This is a genomic window from Pseudoalteromonas sp. B62 (assembly GCF_037162565.1).
In the GTDB taxonomy this organism is placed as follows: Bacteria; Pseudomonadota; Gammaproteobacteria; order Enterobacterales; family Alteromonadaceae; genus Pseudoalteromonas; species Pseudoalteromonas fuliginea.
In genome coordinates this window covers 2,304,547-2,330,087 of sequence record NZ_JARLVB010000002.1, presented here as the reverse complement: position 1 = coordinate 2,330,087, position 25,541 = coordinate 2,304,547, and the positions used below count along the sequence as shown (strand labels likewise).

Annotated in this window: 20 protein-coding genes and 6 pseudogenes; 11 read left to right on the top strand and 15 right to left on the bottom strand. The window is 38.2% G+C overall.

Going from position 1 to position 25,541, the window contains the following annotated elements:
• Positions 1-121: 121 nt before the first annotated feature.
• Positions 122-1,357, top strand: a complete 1,236-nt coding sequence (locus P4S71_RS14985) for a helix-turn-helix domain-containing protein (RefSeq protein ID WP_337150927.1) — start codon at positions 122-124, stop codon at positions 1,355-1,357.
• A 258-nt stretch (positions 1,358-1,615) separates the two neighbouring features.
• On the opposite strand, the gene P4S71_RS14980 is transcribed toward P4S71_RS14985, so the two are convergent.
• Complete coding sequence (locus tag P4S71_RS14980) at positions 1,616-2,575, bottom strand: response regulator (protein WP_232224765.1); 960 nt, start codon at positions 2,573-2,575, stop codon at positions 1,616-1,618.
• A gap of 339 nt (positions 2,576-2,914) precedes the next feature.
• On the opposite strand from P4S71_RS14980, the gene P4S71_RS14975 reads away from it, so the two are divergent.
• The 3 genes from P4S71_RS14975 (at position 2,915) to P4S71_RS14965 (ending at position 6,010) form a co-directional block, all read left to right on the top strand.
• The gene (locus P4S71_RS14975; protein ID WP_007378969.1) at positions 2,915-3,178 is read left to right on the top strand and encodes a GrxA family glutaredoxin; all 264 of its coding nucleotides are present in this window, start codon (positions 2,915-2,917) and stop codon (positions 3,176-3,178) included.
• Between the two features lie 160 nt (positions 3,179-3,338).
• Complete coding sequence (locus P4S71_RS14970; protein WP_007378970.1) at positions 3,339-5,183, top strand: DEAD/DEAH box helicase; 1,845 nt, start codon at positions 3,339-3,341, stop codon at positions 5,181-5,183.
• A 236-nt stretch (positions 5,184-5,419) separates the two neighbouring features.
• Positions 5,420-6,010 (top strand): hypothetical protein, encoded by a 591-nt coding sequence (locus P4S71_RS14965; RefSeq protein ID WP_337150926.1) that lies wholly within the window; start codon positions 5,420-5,422, stop codon positions 6,008-6,010.
• Positions 6,011-6,086: 76 nt separating this feature from the next.
• On the opposite strand, the gene P4S71_RS14960 is transcribed toward P4S71_RS14965, so the two are convergent.
• The 7 genes and pseudogenes from P4S71_RS14960 to P4S71_RS14930 all read right to left on the bottom strand — a co-directional run bounded on the left by P4S71_RS14960 (position 6,087) and on the right by P4S71_RS14930 (position 11,536).
• Positions 6,087-7,640 carry an AbgT family transporter gene (locus P4S71_RS14960; RefSeq protein WP_337150925.1) on the bottom strand — a complete coding sequence of 518 codons (1,554 nt, stop codon included), beginning with the start codon at positions 7,638-7,640 and terminating at the stop codon, positions 6,087-6,089.
• Between the two features lie 142 nt (positions 7,641-7,782).
• A complete protein-coding gene (locus tag P4S71_RS14955) occupies positions 7,783-8,058 on the bottom strand; it encodes a YfcL family protein (protein WP_337150924.1) in 276 nt (91 codons plus the stop codon).
• Positions 8,059-8,069: 11 nt separating this feature from the next.
• A complete protein-coding gene (locus P4S71_RS14950) occupies positions 8,070-9,218 on the bottom strand; it encodes an ATP-NAD kinase family protein (RefSeq protein WP_337150923.1) in 1,149 nt (382 codons plus the stop codon).
• Positions 9,208-9,762: an elongation factor P hydroxylase gene (locus tag P4S71_RS14945; protein ID WP_033028255.1), complete on the bottom strand. Its 555-nt coding sequence runs from the start codon at positions 9,760-9,762 to the stop codon at positions 9,208-9,210. Before P4S71_RS14945 ends, P4S71_RS14950 begins: the two co-directional genes overlap by 11 nt.
• 301 nt (positions 9,763-10,063) lie before the next feature.
• Positions 10,064-10,126: pseudogene (locus P4S71_RS14940) on the bottom strand (zinc-ribbon domain containing protein); the annotation flags it as partial.
• Between the two features lie 276 nt (positions 10,127-10,402).
• Positions 10,403-11,050 (bottom strand): glutathione S-transferase family protein, encoded by a 648-nt coding sequence (locus tag P4S71_RS14935; protein ID WP_337151633.1) that lies wholly within the window; start codon positions 11,048-11,050, stop codon positions 10,403-10,405.
• A gap of 106 nt (positions 11,051-11,156) precedes the next feature.
• Positions 11,157-11,536, bottom strand: a pseudogene (locus P4S71_RS14930) (DUF4112 domain-containing protein).
• A gap of 492 nt (positions 11,537-12,028) precedes the next feature.
• On the opposite strand from P4S71_RS14930, the gene P4S71_RS14925 reads away from it, so the two are divergent.
• From P4S71_RS14925 to P4S71_RS14915, 3 genes are read left to right on the top strand one after another with little or no spacing between them, the layout of a single operon-like run.
• Entirely contained in the window at positions 12,029-12,298 is a 270-nt protein-coding gene (locus P4S71_RS14925; protein ID WP_337150922.1) for a DUF6795 domain-containing protein, read from the top strand.
• Positions 12,235-12,507: a hypothetical protein gene (locus tag P4S71_RS14920; RefSeq protein ID WP_337150921.1), complete on the top strand. Its 273-nt coding sequence runs from the start codon at positions 12,235-12,237 to the stop codon at positions 12,505-12,507. Before P4S71_RS14925 ends, P4S71_RS14920 begins: the two co-directional genes overlap by 64 nt.
• Complete coding sequence (locus tag P4S71_RS14915; protein ID WP_337150920.1) at positions 12,504-13,565, top strand: lipase family protein; 1,062 nt, start codon at positions 12,504-12,506, stop codon at positions 13,563-13,565. Before P4S71_RS14920 ends, P4S71_RS14915 begins: the two co-directional genes overlap by 4 nt.
• Positions 13,566-13,701: 136 nt before the next feature.
• Here the strand turns inward: P4S71_RS14915 and aroC are convergent, their stop codons facing one another.
• Positions 13,702-14,799, bottom strand: a complete 1,098-nt coding sequence (aroC, locus tag P4S71_RS14910; RefSeq protein ID WP_008138551.1) for a chorismate synthase — start codon at positions 14,797-14,799, stop codon at positions 13,702-13,704.
• Positions 14,800-14,863: 64 nt separating this feature from the next.
• A pseudogene (prmB, locus tag P4S71_RS14905) lies at positions 14,864-15,798 on the bottom strand (50S ribosomal protein L3 N(5)-glutamine methyltransferase).
• A gap of 153 nt (positions 15,799-15,951) precedes the next feature.
• On the opposite strand from prmB, the gene smrB reads away from it, so the two are divergent.
• Positions 15,952-16,509, top strand: a complete 558-nt coding sequence (gene smrB, locus P4S71_RS14900) for an endonuclease SmrB (RefSeq protein WP_007377742.1) — start codon at positions 15,952-15,954, stop codon at positions 16,507-16,509.
• 27 nt (positions 16,510-16,536) lie between these two features.
• Positions 16,537-17,466 (top strand): AEC family transporter, encoded by a 930-nt coding sequence (locus tag P4S71_RS14895; protein WP_337150919.1) that lies wholly within the window; start codon positions 16,537-16,539, stop codon positions 17,464-17,466.
• Between the two features lies 1 nt (position 17,467).
• Here P4S71_RS14895 and P4S71_RS14890 read toward each other — a convergent pair.
• From P4S71_RS14890 to sixA, 3 genes and pseudogenes are all read right to left on the bottom strand, one after another.
• Positions 17,468-18,180 (bottom strand): annotated as a pseudogene (locus P4S71_RS14890) (SDR family oxidoreductase).
• Positions 18,181-18,211: 31 nt separating this feature from the next.
• Entirely contained in the window at positions 18,212-18,565 is a 354-nt protein-coding gene (locus P4S71_RS14885) for a RidA family protein (RefSeq protein WP_024591642.1), read from the bottom strand.
• Positions 18,566-18,591: 26 nt separating this feature from the next.
• The gene (sixA, locus tag P4S71_RS14880) at positions 18,592-19,062 is read right to left on the bottom strand and encodes a phosphohistidine phosphatase SixA (protein WP_337150918.1); all 471 of its coding nucleotides are present in this window, start codon (positions 19,060-19,062) and stop codon (positions 18,592-18,594) included.
• A 192-nt stretch (positions 19,063-19,254) separates the two neighbouring features.
• On the opposite strand from sixA, the pseudogene P4S71_RS14875 reads away from it, so the two are divergent.
• Positions 19,255-21,977: pseudogene (locus tag P4S71_RS14875) on the top strand (insulinase family protein).
• Between the two features lie 54 nt (positions 21,978-22,031).
• A pseudogene (locus tag P4S71_RS14870) lies at positions 22,032-24,292 on the top strand (EAL domain-containing protein).
• 87 nt (positions 24,293-24,379) lie between these two features.
• Here the strand turns inward: P4S71_RS14870 and P4S71_RS14865 are convergent.
• On the bottom strand, positions 24,380-24,574 hold the full coding sequence (locus tag P4S71_RS14865) for a hypothetical protein (protein WP_033016303.1): 195 nt from the start codon (positions 24,572-24,574) through the stop codon (positions 24,380-24,382).
• A 321-nt stretch (positions 24,575-24,895) separates the two neighbouring features.
• Positions 24,896-25,468 carry an elongation factor P-like protein EfpL gene (efpL, locus tag P4S71_RS14860; protein WP_007377734.1) on the bottom strand — a complete coding sequence of 191 codons (573 nt, stop codon included), beginning with the start codon at positions 25,466-25,468 and terminating at the stop codon, positions 24,896-24,898.
• Positions 25,469-25,541 lie beyond the last annotated feature (73 nt).

Genomic DNA, 25,541 nt, shown 5'->3' with positions numbered 1-25,541 from the left:
TACCCAAATTAATCCACGGACATAACCGGACATTTTAAGTATTGCGTTAGGAAACCTTTTGTCAGAATTGAAATACCTCCTAAGCCGTAAAATATTTAATACCGACTTACAAGAGTGAAAATTGAACAATTCAAAAACTGCCCTTCTAAATCGAGGGCAATTACAGCAATATATAATAGAGCAATCGATAAAACATTTATGGCTTGCCAATCAAATAGGTGTAAGCGAAAAAACCCTTACTCGATGGCTTAATGGCTCAGTTACAAGAATACGTCTGAGTAATTTAAATAAGCTTGCAAGTGCTTTAAATTGTGAAAAAGGAAGCTTGATTGCCCGTTCAGAAGTGGATATTTACCCGAGTGAAGAGAACCGAGATATTTTAGTAAATGAATTGCATAACGATGGGCTTTTGTATGAACTAATGATAAGCAACAAGATTAAGCTCGCTATTTCTTTAATTAAATCAACATTTCACTCCGCATTACCAAGCGCTATTGTGGCCAACTTCTATATTAAACTTGGTTATGCCGCGCTTATTCATCGTCAATATGAAAAAGCACTACAATATTTTGATAAAGGCCTTAATAAAGCAATTAAAGTGAATGATCTTCCGTTAGTGTTTTCTGCTAATTTAGGCACTGCAATTACTTTACTATTCTCTTGTGAGTTTAAAAGGTCACACCATTACTTAGTAATATGTAATGCCACATTACAACACGCGAACCAAGAGAAGGCTCACTATTACAGCACAAATGCACTTTTCTATTTATATTCTGGTGATATAAACGCTGCAATCCAATCAGCTAATTTATGCTTAAACGAATGTGATATAACAACCGATTCAATAGAAAAGAATCTATTTAAGAGTACCGCTTTACAGCTGCTCGGCGCGTGTTATTTGTTACAAGGCGATATTGAATTAGCGTATACACTTTGCGCTGAATCACTAAACGTAGCCAATCTATCTGGGTATAATCGCTGTGTTGCGGTATCAAAAGGATACTTAGCCGCTATTCATTGCACAAACGCAAACTATGTATTTGCAGAGCAACTTATAGCCCAGAGTATTGCCTTAGTAAGTGACGAAGATATTGCACTACCGAGCTTGTTGTGTATCTCATTATTTATTTACCGAAAAACTGGGAACAGTTCAAAATTCGCGGTTTCTTTAAACGCACTAAACAAAATTTGTAACACCGCTACAGTCCCTAACACCTTTGCTATATATCAACTTTATTTAATAAATATAGAGCAAGGTGAGATGCACAAGGCATCTGAAAAATTAACTCATATTGAAAACACACTAACTCAGCTCTCACTCCCGCTTTGGCAGCCATGGTTAACTAAGCTAAGCTAGTATGTTTTCAATATGTTAGTAAATCTCTTAACCAGAGTTCAGGTTATGTAGTTTTATTGCACTCATTTGTAAAAACTCACTTATACCAACCTGCTTATATATGGGGTCTATTTAACGTTAAGAAAATTACGCTAGAACTAGGCAAAAATTTTTGTATCTAGTTGTTCTAAATAAAAAATTTTTAACAACGTTATAGTGCAATTTAATTCGTTAAATTGATCAAAGGTTTATGCAGGTTGGTATTATTAGCCGGCTAATTTAATTAAGCTGCCAAGGCTTAATAAATTTTTCCAGATCCGCTTTTGTGACTGGTTTTTGTAAATAATGCGTAATGCCTTTTTTAAATAATTTTGCTATTTGAACATCATCTGTGAGACCCGACAAGATAGCTTTTGGTGTATCAGTATTTAAAGTACTTTTGCTTACTAACTGCTGCGCTACATCACTGCCAAATATTTCTGGCATACATTCATCTAAAAGCAGTAAATCAAATTGATTATTTAAAGCTAGCGTTAATGCACTAGCACCGTTATCTGCACATGTTACCGAACAACCGAGCATTTCAAGCATCACTTTAGTCGCTACTTGACTTGGTAAGCTATCGTCAGCAACTAATACAGACAAGCGTTTCTGGGCATACAATGAAGTTCGAATAGCGACCAAGTCTGTATCAAAAAAGGGCCATCCAAGCACATTGCCTGATAATTCTATGTCTTTATTTAGTTCATCAACTTTACCAATAGCATAAAGTTTTATACTATTTTTTAAAAAGTTAGTATCCAGCTTTCGCATTAGAGAATGACTATTTAAGTGTCGTAAGTCCTCGAGTTGTAGAAATTCATTACAAGTATTTTCGTATAATCTAAAATTAAAAGCATACAGCTCATGAGTGTGCGCTGACATTATTGAACAGCTTTTAAATAATGTTTCGCAATCAGTTAAAACACCAACATTTTGATTAAGCTTAAGTGCTAAATCAATAGGTTGTTTGGTAACTAACAGACCATGCACATCAAATGTATTTTCTTGGTTAGCATCATCTATCCAATAGCAAACATTAACTCCTAAGGTATTCGCTCTAACTTTTAGCACAAAATTATCATTTACTGACTTCAAAGCAGGAATAATAAATTTTTCGCATTGCGCTAAAACGTGTTCATAAGGCGCATGTAAACATACGTAACTGCATTGCAACTCATTGATTAAAGTAATTGACATATACCGCTCTTGTGTTTCGCAGTATTTACCTATTACCCCTTGGATAATTTTTAAAATATGGCTTTGAGTATTCATATATACCTTATGTAACTTTGTATACTTAGCTTAAGTCAAGTTACATGCCACATTTATAAACATTCTTTATTGAATATATTCAATAACTTAAAAATTAATATTAAAAACACTTTAGCCGTATTCGCATTTTAAAAATCATAATGCGAAGCATATTGGGGTGACTTCCTGTATTTATGCTTTATTAGAACAGTCCAATCGATTTTTTGCGCTTTAAAATATTTTTTAATCATTTAAACTGATATCAATCAAATAAAGGAGAGCATTATGCTAACAGTAATTTTTGGCCGTGAAGGCTGCCCATTTTGTGTACGCGCCAAAGACGTAGCAGAGCAATTAACAAATGAACGTGATGACTTTAAATTTCGTTACATCGATATAATTAAAGAAGGCATTAGTAAGGCCGATCTTGAAAAGTCAGCAGGCAAACCTTGCCCAACAGTGCCGCAAATTTTTGTGGATCAAAATCACATTGGTGGATTTACCGAATTTGAAGCTTACGCAAAAGAAAACCTAGGCTTGTATAAATAAGCTTTGTATTAAATATGTTAACCAGATCAATAAACCCAATATTGAACTGGTTAAATTTCGACCAACATCAAACACATAGAAATTAGTTTCAATTTATACAAGCATTTGCCTCGCGAATCCTATATAATGCGCGCCTCTTTAAATTCGTTGAGGCGTATTAATGTCAGAACCAGTCACGTTTGAATCTCTAAATCTTTCTCCTGCAATTTTGAAGGCAGTTGAAGAGTTGGGTTACAAGACACCATCTGAAATCCAAGCTCAATGTATACCGTTATTGCTAGAAAGAAAGGACGTACTGGGACTAGCTCAAACGGGTACAGGTAAAACCGCAGCATTTGCACTGCCATTACTAAATAATATTGACCCGTCTGTGAAACAGCCACAGATCCTTGTACTCACACCAACACGTGAGCTTGCGATCCAAGTTGCTGAGGCATTCGAACAATATGCTAAACATGTTCGTGGTATTGAAGTATTGGCACTCTATGGTGGCCAAAGCTACAGTATCCAATTAAGCGCACTTCGTCGTGGCGCTCAGGTTATTGTTGCAACTCCAGGTCGTTTAATCGATCACATTAACCGTGGCACTATCAAGTTTGATGCTCTACAAGCACTTGTACTTGATGAAGCCGATGAAATGTTACGTATGGGCTTTATCGATGATGTAGAAAACATCATGGAAAAAACTCCGCGCGAAAAGCAAACATGTCTTTTCTCTGCGACTATGCCTAAGCAAATTCAAAACATCAGCAGCAAATATATGAACAATCCTGAACAGGTTCATATCTCTGCGCGTAACTCTACAGTATCATCTGTTGAGCAAGTGTTTTGGAATGCAAGCGTACATAAAAATAAAGCAATTGTTCGCTTCTTAGAAGCTGAGCAATATGAAGGTGCTATTGTTTTCGTTCGTACACGTAACGATACAGTACAACTTGCTGAGTTATTAGAGCGCGAAGGTTTCTCTGCTGCTCCACTTAACGGTGACATGAACCAGCAAGCACGTGAACGCACTGTAGATCGCTTAAAAAGTGGCATGCTAAACATTGTTATTGCAACAGATGTAGCAGCTCGTGGTCTAGATGTTGACCGTTTAAGCTTAGTTATCAACTACGATATCCCACAAGATTCTGAAGCCTACGTTCACCGTATCGGCCGTACAGGTCGTGCTGGTCGTACTGGTAAAGCAATCTTATTCGTAAAACATAACGAACGTTATTTACTTAAAAATATCATTCGTCATACAAAGTCTGAAATTGCTCAAGTTGAATTACCTACAGCAAAAATTGTTGAAGAAAAACGTATCGAAGCGTTACAAGCAAAATTAACTATTGCGCTTGAAAATAAAGACATCACGTTCTTCAATGAAGTAGCTACTAACATGGCTGAAAAACTTGACCTTCCTCTTGAAAGCTTAGCGGGTGCGTTACTGTGTTTAGCACAGCAACAGTCGCCAATTAAAGTTGAAGAAGTTAAGATTCAACCTCGTGAACGTAACGAGCGTAACGACCGTAATTCACGCAACGACCGTGGTGACCGTGGACGTCGTAACGAACGTGGCGGTGAACGTGGTGGTGAACGCGCTGAGCGTAAACCTCGCGAACGTAACAGCCGTGATGCAGGTCCTATGGATACGTACCGTATCGAAGTAGGTCGTGAACATGGTGTTCAGGTTAAAAACATTGTTGGCGCTATCGCTAACGAAGCTGACATCTCAAGCAAGTTTATTGGTGATATTCGTCTACACGACAATCACAGCACGGTTCAATTACCGCAAAACATGCCTAAAGATGTACTTGATCACTTCCAAAAAGTGTTTATTTGTAAACGCCCTATGGGCTTAACAATTACAACTGATCAAGGTCCTGCTGAACCACGTGGCGAACGCTCTGAGCGTCCAGCTGGTGATAAGAAACGCAGCTTTAATAAAGATGACGGCGCACGCGGTGATAAGCGCAGCGGTCCTCGTAAAGAACGTCGCCCAGTAAGCTTCACTGCTAAATAAGCAACGACTCTTTAATAAAAAAACCTTGCCACGAAAGTGACAAGGTTTTTTTGTTTTTAAGCTGTTGCTACAATGAAAACAAGGTAAACTTTCGCGTCAATTCAATAGCGGCTTGAGATAGTTTTTTTAGCCTGAGTTCGGGCTGCTTAATGCCTATAAATACATTTCTCTGATTTTTAAAATAACAAAAATTCTGTAAACTAGACAAAGGCTATAATTCACGGACGAATTAAAAATTGAAAAAGATTTACGACAACTTGCTCCTTGTAGCAATAATACTCCCCATTTTATTATGCATCACTCTTCCTATTTTAATGGACTTTACAGATCCACCATTCATCTCAAATGAACTATACGACGTTGTTTTCTTTATAACCCTCCCTATTATCTGTTGTGCACTATTTATCTATTTAAATATACTTATTTTCAATAAATATAAACGCTGCAGTAAATATAGAGAATCACTTAAATACAATTTCTCAGATACTAAAATAAAATTAGCATCCATTTTCATGTACCCATTATCCCCTTTATTAATCTTTGGAATACTCTATGTTTTTATCTCTGATCCTATTAAATTATGGGCTTACTACACGCAAGGCGACTATTGGTATAAAGAATACATCCTGACCGATGTACAAGAGTGTGGCACTGAGTATGAAGATAGCTGTACTCGTTTATACTTCAAAGACCCTAAAACGAATAAGATTCATGATTTTAGGTGGTATGACGATAAGTCTACAATAATGAACAACAAAAATGATTATGTGTATATTGTTGGAGAGGCCAGCTTATTTGGCTATATAGTGAGAGATTTAGAAAGGTAACTTAGACTCATTTTTACATTACAGGACTTTTATTTAAAAACCTCACTCAAGTGAGTGAGGTTTTTAAATGTTTAGGTTAAGGCAATGCTGGATAAATGTAGCTTGCATCTAAACCTAAAGGAATACCAAGTGCCCAGTAACCTAATAAAAAGATACTCCAGCCAATCATAAAGGCGATTGAGTACGGTAGCATAATAGCAATTAAAGTGCCTATACCTGTGCTTTTGACATACTTTTGACAGTACACTACCACTAATGGGAAGTATGGCATTAACGGTGTAATAATATTAGAGCTTGAGTCACCTACACGATAAGCGGCTTGAGTTAAGTCTGGCGAAATGCCAAGTTGCATTAACATCGGCACAAAAATGGGGCCAAGTAACGCCCATTTTGCTGAACTTGAACCTACAAACAAGTTAACAAAGCCAGTTAAAAAGATAATGCCTACAACCGTTACTGCACTTGGCAATTCCATCGCCTTTAATAACTGCGCACCTTCAATTGCGAGCAGTGCACCTAAATTTGATTTACTAAATGCAGCAATAAATAGCGAACAGAAAAACGCCATGACTATATAATATGCCATGCCGCTCATCGCTTTACTCATAGCATCAATCATATCTTTTGAAGTTTTAAAGGTACCTACCGTAAAACCATATACAGTGCCTGGAATCCAAAAAAGTAAAAATATTAGTGGTACAATTGATTGCATTAAAGGAGAGCTAAAATTAGTAAGGGATCCATCAATACTGCGCATTGCAGAATCGTCTGGAGCAGAAACAAATGCTAATAACGCAAGCCCTGTAATCATCACGGTACTGGCTATATAAAAGGCCCGTTTTTCATCACCACGTGCATCTTCAAATACAGGTAAATCCTCTTTAACACCATCAACCGCTGTTTTTTGTAAACGTGGTTCAATAATTTTATCGGTAATGTACCAGCCTAATGCCACAATAAATAAGCTAGATGCTGAAGCAAATGCCCAGTTATTTAACGGGTTAATTGTTATTGCAGGATTAATTATTTGCGCCGCACTTTGGGTAAAGCTTTGTAGTAATGGGTCGATACCTGATGGAATAAAGTTAGCCCCAAAACCACCACTGACTCCTGCAAATGCAGCTGCAATACCCGCAAGCGGATGGCGTCCTGCAGCATAAAATATAACACCGGCAAGTGGAATAACTAATACATAACCTGCGTCAGTAGCGGTATGGCTCACAATGGCCACTAAAATGATTGAAGGCGTTAATAGCTTTTTAGGAGTAACTTTAAGCATTAACTTAAGGCCGGTATTAATAAAGCCCGAATGCTCTGCAACACCGACACCTAACATAGCTACTAAAACGACACCTAAGGGAGCGAAGCCAGTAAAGGTTTTTACCATAGAGGATAAAAAGGTAGCAAGCGAATCACTTGCCAGCATATTATTAATAATAATCGCTTCACCGGTACGTGGGTCTATTGCATCAAAACTTACGCCTGAAAACCACCACGACAACAACCAAATTAATAACATTGCAAATAGAAATATTACGGCTGGATCTGGAAGCTTATTCCCAACCCGCTCAACAAAATTTAAAAAACGCGCAACGACCCCTGAAGGTAAAGCGTCTTGATTATTATTCATTTTTACCGCTCCTAAAGTTTATTTCAGTAACAATACCTCACAAAAAAGAAACAGTAAATTAACATGAGGATTTACTTTAAAAATTTTTGGCACAAAAAAACACGATAGTGATAAACAAATCGTGTTTTTTTGCCACTTAGGGTTAAGCGAGGGCTTTAACTTCATCCCACAAGCGTGCAACTAATGTTTTGTCTTCTTGGTTAAGCTCGCCGTTGCGATATGCTTTAACTAAGCTTTGCTCTACTGTTTCGTTTAGCTCATCGATACTAATTGTTAGCTTTTCTACTTCGGCATAGCCTACTGCAAGATCATAGTGGCCTCGTAAATAGCCGCCTGCAAATAACTCATCGTCAGTTGCTTTTATTACTAAATCATCGAAGTACTGCTGGGCTGCATCGATATAGTTCACTAAACTCATTTATTAATCTCCTAGTTTTGCAAAGCACCTGTATTTTCAAGGTTTTGGTGCCCTACTGCATACATAATATGGTCGTTAAATCCGGTGGTTACTTTAATATAACCGGTTAATTCATCATCTAATTCGCCATCGCCTGTATCACAAATAAGGGGGCGGCCATTAAGCGCTTGTAGTTTTGTTTTTGTTGCTACTACAATAATGTTTTCTTTACCAATTGCACGTATAAGCACAGGACTCAATTGCTGGTTACCACGGCCAAATATATGCCCTTGCCCGCCAATGAGCGTAATGACTAACTTAGTACTTTGATCATGTGTAAGCTCAAGCAATTGCTTAGCCGTTAAATCTTGGGCAACTAAGGTTTGATCTTTTATTAAGTCAACGCCAAGTAACGTATTTTCAAGACCCATTTCTTCCATTATGGCTTCAACCGTTGAGCCGCTACCCATAATATAAAATGTGTCTTCATCCATTTGCGATACAACATGCGCTGCAATGTCGGCAAGTACGAGTTCGTCGGTTTCTTTACCGCCATTTTTAACCGCTTGCATATAGCGTACTTCGCTAGGTGTTTGCATTTCACCGTAGCGTTTGGCTTTTACTGTACCTTGCCTGAAAGCATCTTCATCTATATCCATTACATCTGCATCGGCTAAGGTAACTAACTCACCTTTAACTAGCATTTCGACTACGCGCCCTGCAGCCTTTGGCGTGATAGCGTAAACACCAGAATGAATTTTACAACCTGCGGGGATACCAAGTACGGGAATGGTATCCTCTATTGCATGGCAAATGTTACGTGCTGTACCATCGCCTCCGGCAAATAAAACTAAATCAACACCAGAGTTTTTAAGTATTTTTGCTGCTTGTTCTGTGTCATCTGGGGTTGTTATTGCTGCAGTGTTATATACAACCTCTACATTAAAGCCCAAAGCTTTTGCTGTTTGCTCACCCATGTCACCGTTAACAGTGTAAATAGTTAAGCGTTCTTTATAAGGTAATAGCACCTCAAGCGCTGCTTTTGTACGGATATTTGCTTTTGGCTCTGCACCTAATTCAATTGCTTTAGCGGCTGTGTGCGCGCCATCACTGCCTTTTAAGGCAACTGTGCCGCCTAAACCTGCTACAGGGTTTACAATTAAGCCTAATTTAAACGCCATTACAAAGCTCCTTTGGATGTTGCCAATTAAATTGCTGCGCTGTTAAGGGCCACGTTGTATTGTAAAAATCACACAGTGCTTTTAAAAGTGACTCTGTACGAGAGTTAAAGCCATTTTCGATTAGCGATAATACCCGTGCATGTACTCGCTGCTGAAAATCAAACCGACATGTTTGCTCGCCGTTTAAGTTATCCACCGACACATTAAAATTAAACCCTGCTGCGGTGCTTAATAACCACTCTATAGCTTGGGGCTTTATTTCTACCTTTTCAAACTCAGCTTGTTTTTGTTTGTCGCGCCCGTCTGGGCAGTACCAGTAGCCGTAATCTTCTAATAACCGACGTGCATCACCGGCCACCAGCCAGTGTGCTATTTCATGTAATGCACTGGCATAAAAACCATGCGCAAATACAACTTGGTGATATGGCACCTGCTCTGTTGCTGGTAAATACACAGGCTCACAATCGCCTTTTATCAGTCGTGTATTGTGACTTTGATAAAAAGTGCGCTCAAAAATTGAAATTAGATCAGCTATTTGATGCATAAAAATTGATTAATTCGTCTCGGTTACAGCGCCATATTAGCGCACTAAAAACGAGACGAATTGTACGGGCTTTTACCCTTAAAGTAAAAATAAGGCGTGATAGTAAAATATAAGCGGATTAATCTTTCACTTTATTGATATTTTTAATAATACCTAAACAGTAAAGCGTATTGGCAAGTTCTTTACGCTGTGCTTTTTCGCTTGAGGTTTTATTGGCTAAGCTAGTTAACATATCGTACCGTTTACGTAAAGTTAGTATATATCTGGCATGCTTACGGCATTCAAAACAACGTGTACAGTGTGAATCGACCCAAAAATCAAGTACCTCAAACCAATATTGCTGCTCTTGAGCAAAAAAATAAATGCCTTAGAGCAACTTTCGCACTTCTCTTCAATATCAACATAAAGTGCCCGAGGGTCAATGGAATAGTTTTGCTTTTTTATATCAGCCAATATTACCGTATTAGGGAAGTATTTAAGCCTCGAGTAACGCCAGTGCGCATTCTCTATCGCCTCTATTGTCACTGAGGTATTGGTAGTTATCGGTTTATTGCCATACCTTGGGTGATTTAGATACATGAGCTGCCTAGTTTAAACTTATGATTTTAAGGCACAGAACATGCCATATGAAAAATAATAATTATACAGGCGTTCCTGCTTCATCACACTCTACAATATCGGTTTCGGTTAATGCCTGAGTGATCCATACTTGCAATACTGGGCAGCGCATAACAAAGTCACAATATTGTTGCGCCTCTGGCGATAACGTAATTTGATACGTTTTTAAACGCAATACAATAGGGACGTACATGGCATCAGCAATACTAAAGTCACCAAAAAACCACTCATTTGGAAACACATCTTGTTGCTGTACAAATATCTCGTCTATACGGGCTATGTCTTTTAATGCTTCGCTCGATAGGTCTACTTTACGGGTAGCTCTTATATTCATTGGCATTTCGCTGCGCAGCGCCATAAAGCCTGAATGCATTTCAGCGCTTAGCGCACGCGCTTTAGCTCTTTGGGTAATATATTTTGGCCATGCAGCGCCCAATAAGTAAGCATCGTTAATATATTCACAAATTGCTAGCGAATCCCATACCTGTAAATCGCCATCAATTAACGCTGGGACTTTTTGCACAGCAAAGGTCTTTTTTAGTTCATTGTAAAAATCAGGGGTGTCGAGTACAAGCTGGGTTTCACTAAACTCAACATCAAATTTACTCATTAAATACCATGCGCGTAATGACCAGCTGGAGTAGTTTTTATTACCGATGAATAATTGCATATTGTAAATACCAAAGTGAATAGACGCTCCTACCTTACTAGGTGATTTAACAACCAACAACATTTTGTTTAAAGTCTCTTTGCTAACAGTTACTTAAAACTATTAATTACTCACTTAACTGCTTGTTTAAATGCTTTTTTAATAGTTGTGTATTACGCGTGTTAGCTTTAAAAACGCATCAAATATATCGCCAAAAAATGGCACTAAGCCGCCCACAAAATCAATGAGCATATTAATGATCATCTTAGTCTTTATACGTTTACTCACACCTAAACGCTGCGCTTCTATAAGCACATAGCTTGATAAAATTAGCCCTGCGGCATCACCTATAACAGGGACTAAGCCAATCACAGCCTCCAAACCTATATTAAATTTAGTAAAAGGAATGCCAATGCTGCTATCTGTAAAATGACTAAACCTTTCCAAACGTTTCAGTGTTGATTCATATTCAGCGGATGTGAGCTTAGGTTGAATATTTTTACTCATAATAGCTACTTTTTATTTAATGTTGTTATATATAAACACTAGGGAGTGTTAATACTAAATGAATTACAAAACTAATAAATTGGTACTTAAAGTTGGCTTTAAGATCAAAATCGTTAGCAAGCCCGCATGATAAGTACATGAAAATCGATCCAACAAATAAAACAACCTCGAGATCAATAATCAATACAAACTATGCATATAAATGGAAACTTTGAGAGAGATTACTTATTTGCAATAGCTATCAAAGCACTTTATAAAAACAAGTCCCCCTCGCTTTACATACATTTTTTTCTTAGTTAAAATCTAGGAAATTATGCAAGGATTGCCTATGAATAAATCTATTTATTTACCTCGATTCGCCATCTTGTTAATTCTTATTTGTGCTATTGTTTTTCCAGCCCTTAGTCAAGGAGAAGATATGTTTAGCTGGTTCAGAAAAAGAAAGAAGTATTTTTAAGTCCTGATGTCAACGGCATCGTTACAGAAAATGGCATGCCAATTGCTGACTTAGAAATAATACGCTCATTAACATACATTGATGGCGTTGAACGACTTGATTCCGTAATAACAAGTGATGACGGGCGCTTTCATTTACCACGAAAAACTATACTTTCTTCTATCCCTAATAAATTAATTTCCGAAGATCGCGTCCACCAGAACATTTTTATTAGGAAAGGTAACAACTTAATTATTGGTTTGTGGGGGCTACACAACCAGGCATTTCAGAGCTACCTGAATTCACCGAAAAGCTTAAGTTTTTAAAGTGTGAAATAACTAATCAATTAGTCAGATTTGAATTTAAAAATAATACCAACAAATTTCTCAATAGAACCGCGACAAGTATTTGCAGATGGGATGAAGATTACAACCCAACGTGGGTTATGGAAAACGGTGAAGAAAAGTACGAAGTCCATAATGGCGATTTGAATGATTTAACAGAACGTTTCACAGGGAAGAAGGTTGAGCTATGAATAAAACAATATCACCAAGTACGGCAGCTTCTGTCGCAAATAGAGTTTATGACATAAGAAAAAGCTATGACTTCAGCGGGGAGTTTCATAATGACTTTGTCAGAAACTTTAAAGTGACTAACAATCAAATTCAGGGCGTTAGTGGTGGGTTAATAAACCAACTTCTAAACCGTACGACAGGCTTCGCTCTGACTGCTGAAGGTGCTTCACCACAATTCAAAAATCACCATATTATTGCTATTCGTGGTACTGTTTTCTCATCTTGTGCAGATTGGCTAACCAACTTAAATGTTGCAACAACCCTTGGCCCTAAAAACTTGGAGGTACATTCAGGTTTTGAGAAAGCTTTCATTAGTATGGAGCCTATGTTTAATTCTTATATAAAAAAACATAAACCAGAATTTTTGCATATTGTGGGGCACAGTTTAGGTGGTGCTATTGCTCAGCTTACGGCTATCTGGGCTAGTAAAAAAGGTATACCTACGAATTTGTATACTTTTGGTGCGCCTAGAGTAGTATTAAATAATTCAATACACTCAGCAGCAACTAATATCGGTCAATATCGAGTTACTCATGGCGCCGATCCTGTACCTTGTGTACCAGCCTGGCCATTCAGCCATACCTCTAATGAATATCAAACAGCTATGAATGAAGGATCCTTTTTCAGTCTTGCCGCACACTCTATGGAAAAAAGTCAACCTGGTTACGTTAATACAGTTGCTGCATACAGTGATTATGCAAGTATGGAAAATTCTTTGAAGACCCTACATCATAATCATACTGTTTTAAAGTATTCATCTCGTTACAACGTAACCTTTTCACTCAAATGGCAACGAATAATTACAGACGGCCTAATAACTTTTTTAAAGAAAACAGGACAGTACGCTTTTATTTCAGTCCAAGCAGGATTAGGTCTCGGACTAACTTTCTATGACACCCTTGCCCGATGTTTATTTGATTCTGTAGTCAAATTTGTAGAATTAACTGAAGAATTAAAAGGCTTAATTGGTCATATGCTTGCGTTTGTGGGGAAAAAACTTACGAAGTTAAGGAGCTAAGTAAGCAATTCATCAGATGGGTGCTCGGTTTGATGATCAAAAAGCTTTACATGGTTGCAAAACAAGCTATTGATCTTATTTAAATTAAAAGGAGCGCGGCCGCCTCATAAGGTTTAACCGCGCTCATAATAAACACTTACACTGAGCCGTTAATTGGCCCGTGTTCGTGGTTTACATGTGGATTTTGTCCGCGTTGACGCAGTAAATGGTCCATTAATGTAATAGCCATCATTGCCTCAGCAATCGGGATTGCACGAATGCCAACACACGGATCGTGACGACCTTTGGTGATCATCTCAACCGCTTCGTTGCTTGTATTAATGCTGTTACCTGGGATGGTAATGCTCGACGTTGGTTTTAGCGCAATAGAAGCAATAATATCTTGCCCTGTCGAAATACCCGCAAGTACACCACCTGCATGATTTGATGTAAAACCTTCAGGGGTTAGCTCGTCGCGATGCTCAGAGCCTTTTTGCTCAACCACATCAAAGCCATCACCAATTTCAACGCCTTTAACTGCGTTAATACTCATTAATGAGTGCGCAAGTTCGGCGTCAAGACGGTCAAATACTGGCTCACCAAGACCAACAGGTACATTGCTTGCCACTACTTTTACTTTAGCGCCAACTGAGTCACCTTGCTTTTTAAGGTCACGCATATATTCGTCAAGCGCTTCAAGCTTACTTGCATCAGGGAAGAAGAATAAGTTATTTTCCACTTCATCCCAATCAAACGTTTCCGCCTTGATAGGACCAAGCTGACTTAAACATGCTTTAACTTCAATACCATGAAATTGCTTTAAGTATTTTTTAGCGATAGCGCCTGCCGCTACGCGTATCGCGGTTTCGCGTGCAGACGAACGACCACCACCACGATAATCGCGCAGGCCGTACTTATGCCAATACGTGTAATCGCCATGACCTGGGCGAAATACATCTTTAATTTTGCCGTAATCTTGCGAACGTTGATCGGTGTTTTCAATTAATAAACCAATGCTAGTACCTGTGGTTTTACCTTCAAAAACGCCTGCTAATATTTTTATTTGATCGCTTTCGCGGCGCTGCGTTGTGTAACGGCTTTGGCCTGGTTTTCGGCGATCTAAATCAATTTGTAAGTCGGCCTCTGTGATTTCGAGACCTGCGGGAGTACCATCAACAACGCCGCCTAATGCAACGCCGTGGCTCTCACCAAAGGTGGACACTTTAAATAACTGTCCAATGCTATTACCTGCCATTAACTTTCCTCATTCCTAATGACTACCAATAGCCAAGCACAGGGCTTGGCTATTCATTTTTTACTTATTTTGCAAAATACTCATCTAGCTGCTTTTGCTAATTACAAATACACCTAAGCCGCCTTGTTCAAATTCAATCCATTCAAACGGCGCGCCCGGATACAGTGCATCCATATGTACCATAGAGTTACCAACTTCTACAAATAACAAACCGTTATCAGTTAGATGTTCACTCGCTTCGCTTAATATAGTACGGGTTACATCTAAACCATCGTGGCCTGATGCAAGCCCAAGCTCTGGTTCATGATGAAACTCACGTGGCAGGTCAGCCATATCTTCTGCATCAACATACGGTGGGTTTGCTACTATTAGGTCGTATTTTTGACCTGGTACACCACTAAATACATCAGATTGAATAGGTAACACGCGCTCAGTTAACATGTAATCGTTAATGTTAATGTCTGTCACTTCAAGCGCTTCATACGATATATCTACCGCATCAACTTGTGCCTGCTCAAAAGCTTGCGCAAGTGCGATTGCGATACAACCCGAACCCGTACATAAATCTAATATACGGTTAACCGATTGTGGCTCTTCAAGCCAGGGTGTAAAGCGGTTACTGATAAGCTCAGCAAATGGTGAGCGAGGTATAAGTACCCGTTCATCAACATAAAATGGCATACCCGCAAACCATGCAATGTTTGTTAAGTAAGGTACTGGCGTGCAGTCGTTAATACGTTCTGCAATAAGACCCGCAAGTCGGTTTTTTTCTGTGCTTGTTAAACGCGCGTGCATTAATTCTTTTGGCGCATCAACAGGCAAGCTAAGCGCAGGCAGTAATAAGCTTACAGCTTCATCCCATGCGTTATCTGTACCGTGTCCAAAAAATATACTACTACTTGCAAATTGGCTTGTAGTCCAACGTAACCAGTCATGTAAAGTTGACAGTTCTGCAACGGCTTCTTCGAGTGTTGCTTCTTCTATTTGTAAATCGCTCATATATTTTTACCTGTATTAGCTTACTGGCTGTTTTGAGTCTTTAAGACGATTGCATTGCCTATCTGCGCTGGGCAAATTACAATTGCCCCCTCATTTAAGTATTGTACCGCCTTTTGCGCTGCGTTTTTACGTTTTTTTGTTTAGGTAATAGTTATGAAAAAAGACACTCCATCACATTCGTCCCTAAGCAATGACGACATAAGCTTATTTCGTCAAACGATCACAGGCGCCAAAGTATTTAAACAAGATACTCATCGTTTTGATACAAAGCCTAAGGTGTCACAAGCTAAGCAATTTGCCCAGCAAAAAAAGCAGGCTCAATCTGAATTTTTCTTCTCAGACGTTTATATTCCTGATATAGACACCCACGGCACGGTTAAATATGTAAAACCTGGCCAAGATACCTTCCTAGCTAAACAGCTTCGCCGTGGTGACTTTGCACCCGATTTGACGCTAGATTTACATGGCTTAAATAAAGAACTCGCTAAAGATGAACTCGCTGGACTCATTCACGAGTGTAAAAAGCAGCATTATTATTGCGCATGTGTAGTGCATGGTATTGGTGGCGGTGTACTAAAGCACAAAGTACCGCAGTACTTAGTACAGCACCCTGACGTAATAGCGATGCATCAAGCCCCTCTCGAATATGGTGGTAGAGGCGCTGTACTTATTTTAATTAATTTACCGCAAAGTGATGAATTTAGACGCTAACTTTAGCTATTACCAGGATGTAACTACGTGCATATTTTTTCAATTATTTTTCCGCTCATTTTTATTGTTGCGCTTGGTTATAGCTGTTGCCGATTAAATTTTTTCGAAAAGCAGCATATTGCAGGCCTGAGTAAGTTTACTTTTTATATTAGTTTGCCTGCTTTTTTATTATTAAATATGTCGCAAATTAACTTACAGCAAAGCATTAGCCTTTTTGCATTTTTGAGCTTTTACATACCTGTTCTGAGTGTATTTGGGGTGGGTATTTTAATTGACCGTTTTTATTTAAGTAAAAAACATTTAAAAAATTACCAACAACACGGTGTCTTTGGACTTGCTTCTAGCTATTCAAATATGGTGTTAGTGGGTATCCCTATTGTTATTGCATCGCTTGGCAAAGAGATGATAGCCATTGCGTTTATGATCATTACTTTTCATAGCACATTGTTATTTGCACTTACTTTTTTAATAGGCGCTAAAGGTAGTAGCGATAAATTTTCGTGGTCGCACTTTGGAAAAAGTATGGTGTTAAACCCAATAGTACTGAGTATTGGGTGCGGGCTTATATTAAACATATTAGGAGTTACACTGTTTACCGACTTAGTAAATAGTTTAGAGCTATTAGCTAAACCAGCAATTGCCTGTGCACTATTTGTACTTGGTGCAAATTTAGCTTTTTATAAAATAGCTGCAAATTGGCAACCGGCGTTAATAGCATCAATTTTAAAAATATTTTTATTGCCTGCGTTAGTTTTATTGGTAGGTACTTATGTATTTGAGCTAGACACGCAAATACTTAATGTATTGGTACTTTTAAGTGCGTCCCCTGTTGGCGTAAATGCTTATCTTATTGCAAGTCAAATAAAGCAGCATGAAGCTACCCTTGCTGGGGCTGTCGTACTTTCTACTATCTTAAGTGTTATTAGCTTTACGTTTTGGCTAGCTTTATTACTTTAGCTTACAAACCGCCAGCTACATCAACAAAGCTACCCGTTGTAAAAGAAGCCTGCTCCGAAGCTAAAAAGTAAATTGCTGCAGCAACTTCCTCAGGTGTACCGCCTCTGCCAAGGGGCAGTTTACTTTTAAGACGATCGACTCGGTTTTTTCACCACCATCGCTATGCATATCAGTGTAAATAAGCCCTGGTCTAACTGAGTTAACACGAATACCTTTACTTGCCACCTCTTTTGCCAAGCCAATAGTAAATGTGTCCATTGCACCTTTGGATGCTGCATAATCAATGTACTCATTAGGAGAGCCCGTTTTAGCAGCCCTCGATGATACATTAACAATACTGCCGCCATTTCCCATTCGCTTTATAGCCTCACGGCTACATAAAAAAGCACTGGTAATATTTGTAGTCAAAACTACGTTTATGCGCTCAGCACTCATTTCTAACAAAGGCATTTGTGGTTTTAAAATACCAGCGTTATTTATTAGTACATCAAGCCGACCAAAGACTTTATCTATATGCATAAATAAAGCTAAAACGTCAGCCTCTAGTGATACGTCACCTTGAATTACTTCAGCCTCAACGCCTAATCGCTTTACTTTTTCTGCCACCAACATTGCACTAGCTAAATCAGCTTTATAATTAATGCAAACATTATAACCGTGCTTTGCAAAATATAGTGCGGTAGCTGCGCCAATACCTCGGCTAGAGCCTGTGATAAGTACAACGGGGAGCGATTCATTAAAGCTACTATTCTTTTAAAGCTGCAACTACTGAAATTTCAACAAGCAGTGCATCACGTGCCATTTTAGCTTCAACGCAGGCACGTGCTGGTGCATAACCCTCGGTTACCCATGCATCCCATACTGCATTCATATCAGCAAAGTATTCCATGCTCTTTACATAAATAGTCGCGCTAAGCATATGTTCTTTTGAACTTCCCGCTTCATCAAGCAGCGCCTCTACTTTATCAAGCATAGTTTGAGTTTGTTCTTTGATATCTTTTTGCGCGTCGGCGCATACCTGCCCACATAAATACACAGTGCCGTTATGTTTTACAATACGGCTCATGCGCGCACCGGTTTGAAGGCGTTCAATAGTCATTTCTTCACTCATATTATTAATTAAATTTATACATTATCGGGAGCATTGATACTCATATACTGGCTGCGTTGAGTTCTTTCATCGTAACTTATTACAGCAATGGCACCCGTATTAAAAATAGGCATGTTACCAGGGCATAATTGATCAACTAAATAACTCACAATTGGCATATGTGCTACCACAAGCCAAGTGTTGCATTGGGAGTGTGCTGCTATAAGCGTTTCGAGATAATCCGCTGCTATTTGCGGTTTTCCTTCAGGCACAATATCACTGCATGTTTCGCTAAATTTAAACTCTGCATTTTTAGCAACGTTTTCTGCAGTTTGCTGAGCACGAATGTAAGGGCTAACTAACAAGGCATCAGGTGGGTAGTGTTTAGCAAGCCATAGGCCCATTTTCTCGGCTTCAGTATGACCCGTTTGAGTCAAATTTCTAGCCGCATCATCAGCCTGCATCGGTGTTGCTTCGCCGTGGCGCATTATTAGGATTGTTTTCATAAAAAATCAACCGATTAAAGAGTATAAAACAGTAGCCAATTTGCCCATTTGTCCGCTATATTAAAAACATAAACCTATTTTTTTCTAAAATAGTTCTTTCGTGATATTCAGGTAAACCTTTTAGTCGTATTCCACTTTCCTGAAGTTATCATCTGTTGTTAACAAGTAAACGTTTAATTTCAGGAGCATCATTTGAATATCAGTCGCAATGATAACAGAGCATATAAAGCTCTTACACTGGACAATGGTCTAAAAGTACTACTTGTGCAAGATAAAGATTCAACAAAAGCGGCTGCATCTATGGCAGTAAATGCTGGTCATTTTGACGATCCTCTTGATAGACAAGGCCTCGCACACTTTTTAGAACATATGCTTTTTTTAGGTACTGACCAATTTCCAGACTCTGGTAGTTTTAATAATTATGTATCTCAAGCCGGTGGAAACACTAATGCGTGGACTGGCACAGAGCATACCTGCTATTTTTTTGATATTAATAATCAAGAATTTAAAAATGCATTAGAGCAATTTAGCCGCTTTTTTATTGCGCCACTTTTAAATTCAACCGAAACCGAAAAAGAACGTAACGCAATTGAAGCCGAATTTAAACTAAAAATTAAAGACGATGGCCGCCGTATTTATCAAGCACATAAAGAAACGGTAAATCCAGCCCACCCTTTTGCTAAGTTTTCAGTTGGTAATCTACAAACGTTGGCAGACAGGGAGCGCTGTATAAGTGACGAACTTCGGGATTTTTTTAATGCTTTTTATCAAGCCCAGTGGATGACGTTAGTTATTTGCGCCAATGAAGAGCTCGACACCTTACAAAGTTGGACTAATACATATTTTAACGAAATTAACGGTAATAACAACCTTAAAAAACCAGAGATCAGTGAGCCACTTTACCGTAAACAAGATATAGGGAAAGTGCTGCATATTGAGCCGCACAAACATATGCAAAAACTGATTGTCAGTTTTGCGATGCCAAATATTGATGATTTTTATCGCCATAAAACGGTGAGTTTTATTGCTCATTTATTAGGTTATGAAGGTGCAGGTTCTCTTTACTCTATTTTAAAAGAACAAGGTTGGATAAATGCGCTCTCAGCTGGCGGCGGTATTAACGGCAGTAACTTTAAAGATTTTAATATAAGCATGGCGCTCACTGACGAAGGTATTGAATATTTTGAAGACATTATTGAAATGGTGTTTGAATATATTTGCTTAATTAATGCCAATACAGAGAAGTTACCTCGTCTTTATCAAGATAAAAAAACCTATTACAAATTGCTTTCGATAATCAAGAAAAGTCACGCCTAATCGATTGGGTCAGTAATTTAAGTATAAATATGCAACATTACGATGAAGTCAATTATGTGCAAGGCGACTACTTGATGGAGGGCTTTAAAAAAGCCACCCACGAAATCGCAATGCAATGGTTAACGCCGCATAATATGCGTATTGTTCTTATCCACCCTGATGTAGAACCAGAACACAAAACTGCATGGTATAACACCCCGTATAAAGTTGAAAAAATATCACCCAGCTGGCTCGATGCTTTAAGTGATATAAATAAACCACTGAAAGATATGCTACTGCCAACGGCAAACCCTTACTTAACAAAAAATGTGGTGCTATATGATGTAGAAAAACCACAAATAAAACCTGAACTTTTAGTAAAAGAGCCCGGTTTTGACTTTTGGTTTAAGCAAGACAATACTTTTAGAGTAGCAAAAGGCCATTTTTATTTAGCCTTGGACTCTGACTTTGCAGTAAAAGACGTAAAACACATGGCACTGACTCGCTTATTTACTGATTTATTTATGGATAGCGTAGGTGAACAATTTTACCCAGCGGAGCTGGCAGGGCTAAGTTACCATTTAACATCTCACCAAGGCGGTTTAACACTGCATACAGCCGGATTATCGTCTAGCCAATTAGAATTAGTTGATGAGCTTCTTGACGCCCTCTTTAATGTCGACATTTGTGCAAAACGTTTTGCTGAATACAAAAAACAACTTGTCAGGCACTGGCGAAATAGCAACCAAAACAAACCAGTTAGTGAACTGTTTAGTATTTTAGGTGCTAAAGTAATGCCTTGGAATCCACAACCAGACCAACTTGCATCAGCATTAAAAAACACAAGTTTTCAGCAATTTAATGAATTCAGACAAGACTTTTTTAAAGCACTACATGTTGAATCATTTTTACATGGTAACTGGCAGCAAAGTGATGCAATAGCCTTTCAAAAAAAGGTCGCCGAACACTTAAAAAACGCAGCCATAATTGATGATTTAAGACGTCCGCTATTTGAAATTGAAAAAGTAACACGCTACGAACTAGAGCTGCCTTGCAGTGACCATGCAATGGTTGTGTATTATCAAGCAAAAACTGATTGTGTAATCGAAAAAGTTAAATTAATGGCACTTAATCACTTAATGAACCAAGACTACTTTAACGAGTTACGAACCACACAACAGCTAGGTTATTTAGTTGGGGCTGGTTATGCTCCTTTTAACACTCGTGCGGGTATTGCTTTTTATATACAATCGCCAAAGTTTATCGCAAAAACATTAATGCATAGACATAACAGCTTTGTTAATAAATATTTAACCAACATCGATGAGCTTAATGAAGAAAATTGGCAGCAACAGAAACATGGCTTAACGACCCATATTGCTGAAAAAGATAAAAACCTTCGGTTACGCTCGCAACGTTTTTGGCTTGCAATAGGCAACAGAGATCATGAATTTAATATGCAGCAAAAGTTACTTAATGCATTAAACGCATTAACACTCAAAGATATAAAAGAGTATGCCGTCATCCTATTTGATGAAAATCGACCAAGATATGAGCTTTTAAGCTCAGCTAAAGACAATAAACCTCAAAATATGCCTGTTTATTCGCATTCTCTTTGACTCTTGGTTTAGCTTGTTTTAGATTATCATTTGTAAATTTGAAGTAATAAAAAAATGATAATCAAAATAATAACAAAATTAAGCTTGTCAGTTGTATTACTTGCTTACTCATTTAAGCTTTATGCTTTTGAGTCATCATTTAATTACAATTCAGATACCATCCTTATTTTAGCAAGCGCCATTATAGCGCTTGCTTTGCCATATCTGTTGTTTGTCATCCACAAACTTAAGCGCTCACGTCGACAACTTCGTTTATCCGAAAGGCGCCTTAAAAGTACTGTTGAAGGCAGTGGTGATACTTTATGGGATTGGAACATAAAAACGGGGGAAGTTATTCGAATAAACGACAAATATATGATGAACTCAACTACGTTAATAGGTTTCCCTCCAAATAAAAGTCTCATTCACCCACTCGATATTACAAATGTTGAACACTTACTTAAAAAACACTTTGCAGAAAAAACCGTTTTTTTCGAAGCGACTTATCGTATTAAAGATACCTTTGGCCGTTGGCATTGGGTACTTGATCGCGGCAAAATTATAGAAAAAGATACCAACCTATCACCACTAAGAATGACGGGTACTGTACGAGATATATCACAGTTAAAATCAACCGAAGAGCGTTTGAATCTCTTTGCAAAATGTGTTGAGTCGCTAACTGATGCGCTGGCTATTTACGACAAAAACTTTAAGTTAGTTGATATAAACCCTAGTTTTTTAACCCTCTTTGGCGGTGTGCGAGAACAATACCTTAAAAAAGACTTTACCTTACCTGGTTATGAACAAGGCTTCATTGATACAATTATCGAAATTGTACGTGAGAATGAACATATTCAACGAGAGGTAAAGCTACGTAATAGCGAACGTGTTTTACTACCATTTGAAATTTCAATTGATGAAATTAAAAATGATCAAAACCAAATTACAAATTACGTGATTGTTTACTCTGACTTAACTGAACGTAAAAAAGCAGAATCACAACTGCATAATTTATCAAATCGCGACCGTACAACAAGCCTGCCTAACCGAAATTTATTTTTTACCGATTTACATAAGTTAGTTAAACAAAATTCACACCATGCGCTGCTTGTATTCGATTTAGATAACTTTAAAAAGATAAACGACTCATTAGGACACCAGTTAGGCGATAGCCTGCTTGCAAAGCTCGCTATGCGCTTAAATAAACTAACCCGAGAGAACGATGTATTTTACCGTTTAGGGGGCGATGAGTTTGCTCTAGTAATGTCTGATACCAATGATATTCATGTGATCACCCGCACGGCTAAACAGTTTTTAGCCGCTATTGCTACACCTTTTAAAATGGCTGGTCATGAGCTCGCGATTACTTCAAGCGTTGGCATTGTACTCTTTCCTGAAGATGGTAATACACCAGAACTACTTTTGAAAAATGCAGATACGGCCATGTATCACGCTAAAAAGAAAGGTAATAGTTATCTGTTTTTTAACGACACGATGAACCGCCAAGCAGTTAAACGCCTGCAAATAGAAAACCTTATGCGTTTTGGCCTAAAAGAAGATCATTTTGAGGTTTACTATCAACCAAAAATGAATATTCGCACCGGAAAGTTAACAGGGATGGAGGCGTTGGTTCGCTTTATAACCCCTAAAAAAGGCATTATTAGCCCTGGTGTATTTATACCTATAGCTGAAGAAACAGGTCAAATAATTGAAATTGGTGAAGTGGTATTAAATAAAGCTTGCAGAGATGTTAAACAATGGCTTGATAGCGGTCTATTTAGTGGTCGAGTCGCCGTTAATCTATCCGCTAAACAATTCAGCCTACCCGATTTAACATCTCGCATTGACGTTATTTTACAAAAAATGAACTGCCTTCGTATTTCTTAGAGCTTGAAATTACCGAAGGTACTGTAATGGATGATCCCAAAGAGGCCATTGCGATTATGCGCTCATTAAGTGCCCGAGGGATTCACTTAGCAATGGATGACTTTGGCACCGGTTACTCTTCCTTGGCGTACTTAAAACAATTTCCACTTAACACGTTAAAAGTAGACAAGGCATTTATAGATGATATGAAAAATGAACGTGGTCGTAATATGGTCGACTCAATTGTGACGATTGCACATAACCTTGATTTACATGTCGTTGCCGAAGGGGTTGAACAGGCTGAACAAATTGAAATACTAAAAAAATTGAATTGTGAAACAGTACAAGGTTACTTTTATTCTAAGCCACTCTCTAAAGACGAGTTTACTGATTTTTTGAAACAACAACAAACTAAAGCTGCGCCTAGTCTAATTAGAACGGACACTGAAAATATGGCATCAATAAGCTAACCAGACTTCCAGTTAATACCAATCTGCTTAGGTATGGGGTGATTTAATTCGTTAAATTGTCCCAACACTTATTCAGAACGGTATAAATTAAGGGCGCCATATACATGCTTTGATCCCTACATTTCGTACCAATGCACGGCGATAATGTAAGTTAAACAAGCACCATGCTACCGGCCCAAGTAAACCAGCCAAAATAAGCCATCGCTTAATTGGCATGCCTTTTTTAATCGTTTCCAAATACATCACGGCTATAAACACACAACTTAGTAAAACAATAAACAAATCTACACCCTATACCAATTCGCTTAATTAAGTGATCTATTTTGAAGTAAGAAAATCGTGTCGATAACAAGGCAAAAATTTCGTTATTTAACTCCTGCATTACCCCGCATCCATGCAGTCATGTATCAGAATTTTTAACGCTGTTAACGTCAGATTTAATCACTCAAATTGATTAAGTATTATTACGGATTGGTATTAAATAGCCTAAAAATAAGGCGTGTATTCTAGCGTTATTTTGGTTGAATTTACAGCAATAAACCTCTTACATACAAAAAAGCCGAGCCATCTAAATTAAGGCTCGGCTTTTTTAAAGTTTATAACTTACTTTTCAGCACGGCCCATGAATTTATGTTCAACAGTATTTATACGAATACGGTCACCTGTTGAAATATGCTCAGGCACAGAAATATTTAAGCCTGTAGACATACGTGCAGGTTTTGAACGAGCGCTTGCAGAAGCCCCTTTAATTGAAGGATCGGTTTCTTCAACAACAAGCTCAACACTTGATGGTAAATCAAGGCCTACTGGTGCACCGTCAATGACAATAACATGCACACCTTGGGTTTCTTCATTTACAAATTGAATCTCTTCGCTAATAGCATCTTTATTTAAGTTATATGGCGTGTAATCTTCGTTATCCATGAAAACATACTCGTCGCCATCAATATACGACAACATTGCTTCGCGACGTGTTAAATCAGCAAGCGTTAGCATATCGCTGTCTTTAAATGTTTCATCCACTTTGCTGCCAGTTACTACATCGTATAAACGCATTCGATATAAACTGCCACCAGCACGGCCTTGCGGCACAGAGCGCACAATATCTTTTACAACTAGCACTCGGCCATTAAAATCAATAGCAGTACCTTTTTTAACATCACTCGCCTTTGGCATGTGTGAATTCCTATTATTTTTTTGATTGCGAGAAACATACCACGAACTCAGGATTCTTCAATAGAAACAAAAC

What these genes read in the sequence shown, in the direction of transcription:
- P4S71_RS14950 (WP_337150923.1), bottom strand. Translation starts at nt 9,218, where the DNA reads ATGGCGTTTAAATTAGGCTTAATTGTAAACCCTGTAGCAGGTTTAGGC.
- P4S71_RS14955 (WP_337150924.1), bottom strand. Translation starts at nt 8,058, where the DNA reads ATGAGTTTAGTGAACTATATCGATGCAGCCCAGCAGTACTTCGATGAT.
- P4S71_RS14925 (WP_337150922.1), top strand. Translation starts at nt 12,029, where the DNA reads ATGCCAATTGCTGACTTAGAAATAATACGCTCATTAACATACATTGAT.
- P4S71_RS14970 (WP_007378970.1), top strand. Translation starts at nt 3,339, where the DNA reads ATGTCAGAACCAGTCACGTTTGAATCTCTAAATCTTTCTCCTGCAATT.
- P4S71_RS14975 (WP_007378969.1), top strand. Translation starts at nt 2,915, where the DNA reads ATGCTAACAGTAATTTTTGGCCGTGAAGGCTGCCCATTTTGTGTACGC.
- P4S71_RS14980 (WP_232224765.1), bottom strand. Translation starts at nt 2,575, where the DNA reads ATGTCAATTACTTTAATCAATGAGTTGCAATGCAGTTACGTATGTTTA.
- P4S71_RS14885 (WP_024591642.1), bottom strand. Translation starts at nt 18,565, where the DNA reads ATGACTATTGAACGCCTTCAAACCGGTGCGCGCATGAGCCGTATTGTA.
- smrB (WP_007377742.1), top strand. Translation starts at nt 15,952, where the DNA reads ATGAAAAAAGACACTCCATCACATTCGTCCCTAAGCAATGACGACATA.
- P4S71_RS14915 (WP_337150920.1), top strand. Translation starts at nt 12,504, where the DNA reads ATGAATAAAACAATATCACCAAGTACGGCAGCTTCTGTCGCAAATAGA.
- aroC (WP_008138551.1), bottom strand. Translation starts at nt 14,799, where the DNA reads ATGGCAGGTAATAGCATTGGACAGTTATTTAAAGTGTCCACCTTTGGT.
- P4S71_RS14960 (WP_337150925.1), bottom strand. Translation starts at nt 7,640, where the DNA reads ATGAATAATAATCAAGACGCTTTACCTTCAGGGGTCGTTGCGCGTTTT.
- efpL (WP_007377734.1), bottom strand. Translation starts at nt 25,468, where the DNA reads ATGCCAAAGGCGAGTGATGTTAAAAAAGGTACTGCTATTGATTTTAAT.
- sixA (WP_337150918.1), bottom strand. Translation starts at nt 19,062, where the DNA reads ATGAAAACAATCCTAATAATGCGCCACGGCGAAGCAACACCGATGCAG.
- P4S71_RS14945 (WP_033028255.1), bottom strand. Translation starts at nt 9,762, where the DNA reads ATGCATCAAATAGCTGATCTAATTTCAATTTTTGAGCGCACTTTTTAT.
- P4S71_RS14935 (WP_337151633.1), bottom strand. Translation starts at nt 11,050, where the DNA reads ATGCAATTATTCATCGGTAATAAAAACTACTCCAGCTGGTCATTACGC.